The organism is Halomonas sp. 3D7M (assembly GCF_014897885.1).
GTDB lineage: Bacteria > Pseudomonadota > Gammaproteobacteria > Pseudomonadales > Halomonadaceae > Vreelandella.
This window is the reverse complement of record NZ_JABUZF010000198.1, coordinates 1-3283: the sequence shown is the minus strand read 5'-3', so window position 1 is coordinate 3283 and position 3283 is coordinate 1. Positions and strand designations below refer to the sequence as shown.

Genomic DNA, 3283 nt, shown 5'->3' with positions numbered 1-3283 from the left:
ATAACTTTTGCATAACCACTTACTTGAAAACGAATATTGACATCTCTTAACTGCATGCCATATTCCCGTTCTAGTTGATCCTGATGGTAGGCGGGTCGTGGGTCTTGGCCTAATACTTGAGTAATGAGCCGCCTTAAGTCACTAGCATCTGCGCGTTGAGCGAGCGCTGTTTCGGCCGCTGAGGAGAATTCTACAGGGTAGAAAGGTGGCGGTGCTGGGGCAAAGCCTGAGCGTGCATTCGGAACGGCTTCAGTCCAAGGCAGGTAAGGTTTGATATCCACTACCGGTGTACCTGTCATTAAATCTGCTCCTTTGAGCAGTAGGCTTACACCATTGTGCGTATCAATACCCACTAGCTCAACAAGTGATAGCCCTAAACGATTAGGCCGATGTGTGCTACGACTCGCGAAGACCCCTATTTTTTTATTGCCACCCAGTCGGGGAGGGCGTACAAGGGGAGCCCACTCTTCGGGACTGCGGTGAAAAATAAAGCTGATCCATAAGTGGCTAAATGCTTCTAGTCCACGAACGCTTAATGGTGTGTTGAAGGGGGGCGTTAATACCAGTGTCGCTTTCGCTGCCGTCGCTAGTCCTGGTTGGCGAGGAATGCCAAACTTATCAGGGTAGTCGCTTTCAATATAACCTATAGGGTTGATGGTAAATGACTCATTTATGGATATATCGTGCATGACACACCTTACGTGTAGATAAAAACGAAGTATAAAGCAGTCAAGCATCGAGTTGGGATGCAATGACCCGTTAAGGTGCGATAATTAAATAGTGGAGTTGTATATATGCTAAGTACTAATGTGACAAGTACTAACGCGACAAGTACTAACGCGAGCCAAACACCTTCTGCGCCCACTCCACGAATTATCTATCGTGAAGGGTTTGCCCGTGATGCAGCTGACCAAGCAGAGGTGTTTTATCACGCTGTGATGCAGGGCGCCGCTTCCCATTATGGTGTAGACGAACGCCGAGCTTGGGCGAGTGCTCTGCCACGCGAGGCAAGCGCCTGGGCGGCCAGACAAACGCTTTATACTACATTGGTCGCCAGCTGTGATGGGCGATGTGTAGGGTTTTTAGAGCTGGATGTTGCGGCCAAACGTATAGAGACACTTTATGTGTGGCCTTCACTGACTGGACGTGGGATCGGTACCACACTGTTGATACACGCTGAACGTATGTTGCTTGAGCAGGGCGTCTCGAGTGTAGAAATTGAAGCAAGTTTAGTGCTTTATGAACGTTTGATTCGCCGAGGTTTTAGCAACCTCGGCGAGCAGTGGGTAGAGCGCAGTGGCGAACTTTTGAAACGCTATCGCTTAGTCAAAAAGCTCAACGCTGTCGAAACCTGAGCACATCAAACGTCGAAGGTGTGGGTAATACGCATTGATAAATCGATCGATTTTAGGTCTTTGGTAAGTGCGCCGCTGGAAATACAGTCAACACCGGTATCGGCAATTGCCTTTAATGTGGCTGCGCCGACATTGCCAGAGGCCTCAAGTGTTGCCCGCCCACCATTTATTTCGACGGCTACATGTAAGTCTTCTAAGGCGAAATTATCGAGCATGATAATGTCTGCCTTTGCGGCGAGTGCTTGATCAAGCTCCTCAAACGTTTCCACCTCTACCTCTACTGGCAGGTCACTTGCCAGTTTACGAGCTTGCTCAACGGCTGCCTGAATACCGCCACAAGCAGTAATATGATTCTCTTTAATTAAGAAGGCATCCCACAATCCAATGCGATGATTATGTCCACCGCCACAGGTGACTGCGTACTTTTGGGCTAGGCGCATTCCAGGCAACGTTTTACGCGTATCGAGTAGACGGACATTAGTGCCTTCAATTAAATCAACGTAATGTCGTGTTGAAGTAGCCGTGGCAGACAATGTTTGCAGCATATTTAGCGCCGCTCGCTCACCGGTCAGTAGGCTGCGAGCAGGCCCTTCTAGCTCTAAAAAACACTGATCTGCTTGAAGAGAGTCTCCGTCTGCTGCCTGCCAACGTAGCGTAACGCGGTTATCTAACCGTCGAAAAATCTCGTCTACCCAGGCAACACCACAAAGTACTGCGGGTTCACGCGTAATGATGCTGGCGGTTGCCCATTGGTTCTCAGGGATTAGCTGCGCTGTAATATCGCCAGGGCCAATGTCCTCAGCTAGTAAGCGGGCTGCGCTAGCGCGTATCTCGTCGGCAAGAGCGTTTTCATAATGCATGGCGGTGCGTTCTCTAGGCGTTATTGGGTGTGTTGGGCATTATAGTGAAAGGGAACGCCAACGTAGAGGAGAGTGTATCTGTTATGAAAAGTACAGCCTTTGAGGGGCAGTGGCCAAGCGCTAGGCAAGTGGCATCACCCAACTGCGATCAGCGCCCCAATAGTGAGGTCTCGCTACTGCTTATTCATGCGATTAGTTTGCCGCCCGGCCAGTTTAGTGGTGATGCCATTGAAGCGCTGTTTACTAACCAGCTAAATTCAGCCGAGCACCCCTTTTTTGCTGAGATTGCACATCTTAGGGTATCGGCTCACTTTCTGATTCGCCGCGATGGCGAGTGCTTACAGTTTGTTGATACAGATCATCGCGCTTGGCATGCCGGGCGCTCATTCTGGTTGGATCCGTATCAAAAGGCGTGGCGAACAGCCTTAAATGACTTTTCAGTGGGTATTGAATTGGAAGGTGACGACGTGACCCCCTTTACCAAAGCGCAATATCAAAGGTTAGTAGCGGTAACTCAGTGGCTAATAGCGCGCTACCCACAGCTGGATAAGTCGCGTATTACCGGTCATGCCCACGTGGCTCCACTGCGTAAAACTGATCCAGGACCAGCCTTTGATTGGGCTTATTATTTTCAGCAGTTAGATGCTTAGCGCCGGGCTAATAAATTCGTCAAAGAACGTTGTAAACTTAATTAAGTGCTTCACTCGTAAGTAAATAAAACGGTAGTTTGGCTACATTTTTGAGCGTTTGGTAGATGCATCTAAAGTCTTACTGTTTTTTTATGTTGCGGTGCAATAGTCTGTTTTCGATAGCCTTTTAGGGCTTGCTGGAATTGGCAGAGTGACGACTTTGCGGTATCTTCTCATATACAAAAGGCTAACTTTTACGACAATTGTGTAGCTTTACTACATCGAAAAGTACGTAGCTTGTTGAATGTAGAAAGAAAACATCTACACGGCGCTTAGGCGTCGGCGTTTTATCGGCCTGTGGTGGCTAAACACCGCAGCCGCCCCAGGCCCTAAGGGTTGGCGGGGCTCATTGTCATTTATCGTCATTCGGAGAGACCTC

Annotated in this window: 4 protein-coding genes; 2 read left to right on the top strand and 2 right to left on the bottom strand. The window is 48.9% G+C overall.

Translation table 11 applies throughout. The features are described 5' to 3' along the window. A partial coding sequence (gene tsaA, locus INT22_RS11065; protein ID WP_193068232.1) for a tRNA (N6-threonylcarbamoyladenosine(37)-N6)-methyltransferase TrmO occupies positions 1 to 689 on the bottom strand: 689 nt, incomplete at its 3' end. Between the two features lie 105 nt (positions 690 to 794). Between tsaA and INT22_RS11060 the strand changes: the two genes are divergently transcribed. Beyond that, positions 795 to 1355 (top strand): GNAT family N-acetyltransferase, encoded by a 561-nt coding sequence (locus INT22_RS11060; protein ID WP_089039756.1) that lies wholly within the window; start codon positions 795 to 797, stop codon positions 1353 to 1355. Between the two features lie 5 nt (positions 1356 to 1360). Here the strand turns inward: INT22_RS11060 and nadC are convergent, their stop codons facing one another. Then, complete coding sequence (gene nadC / locus INT22_RS11055) at positions 1361 to 2215, bottom strand: carboxylating nicotinate-nucleotide diphosphorylase (RefSeq protein WP_089039755.1); 855 nt, start codon at positions 2213 to 2215, stop codon at positions 1361 to 1363. Between the two features lie 83 nt (positions 2216 to 2298). On the opposite strand from nadC, the gene ampD reads away from it, so the two are divergent. Then, on the top strand, positions 2299 to 2865 hold the full coding sequence (gene ampD, locus INT22_RS11050; protein WP_089039754.1) for a 1,6-anhydro-N-acetylmuramyl-L-alanine amidase AmpD: 567 nt from the start codon (positions 2299 to 2301) through the stop codon (positions 2863 to 2865). The last annotated feature ends 418 nt before the right edge of the window (positions 2866 to 3283 follow it).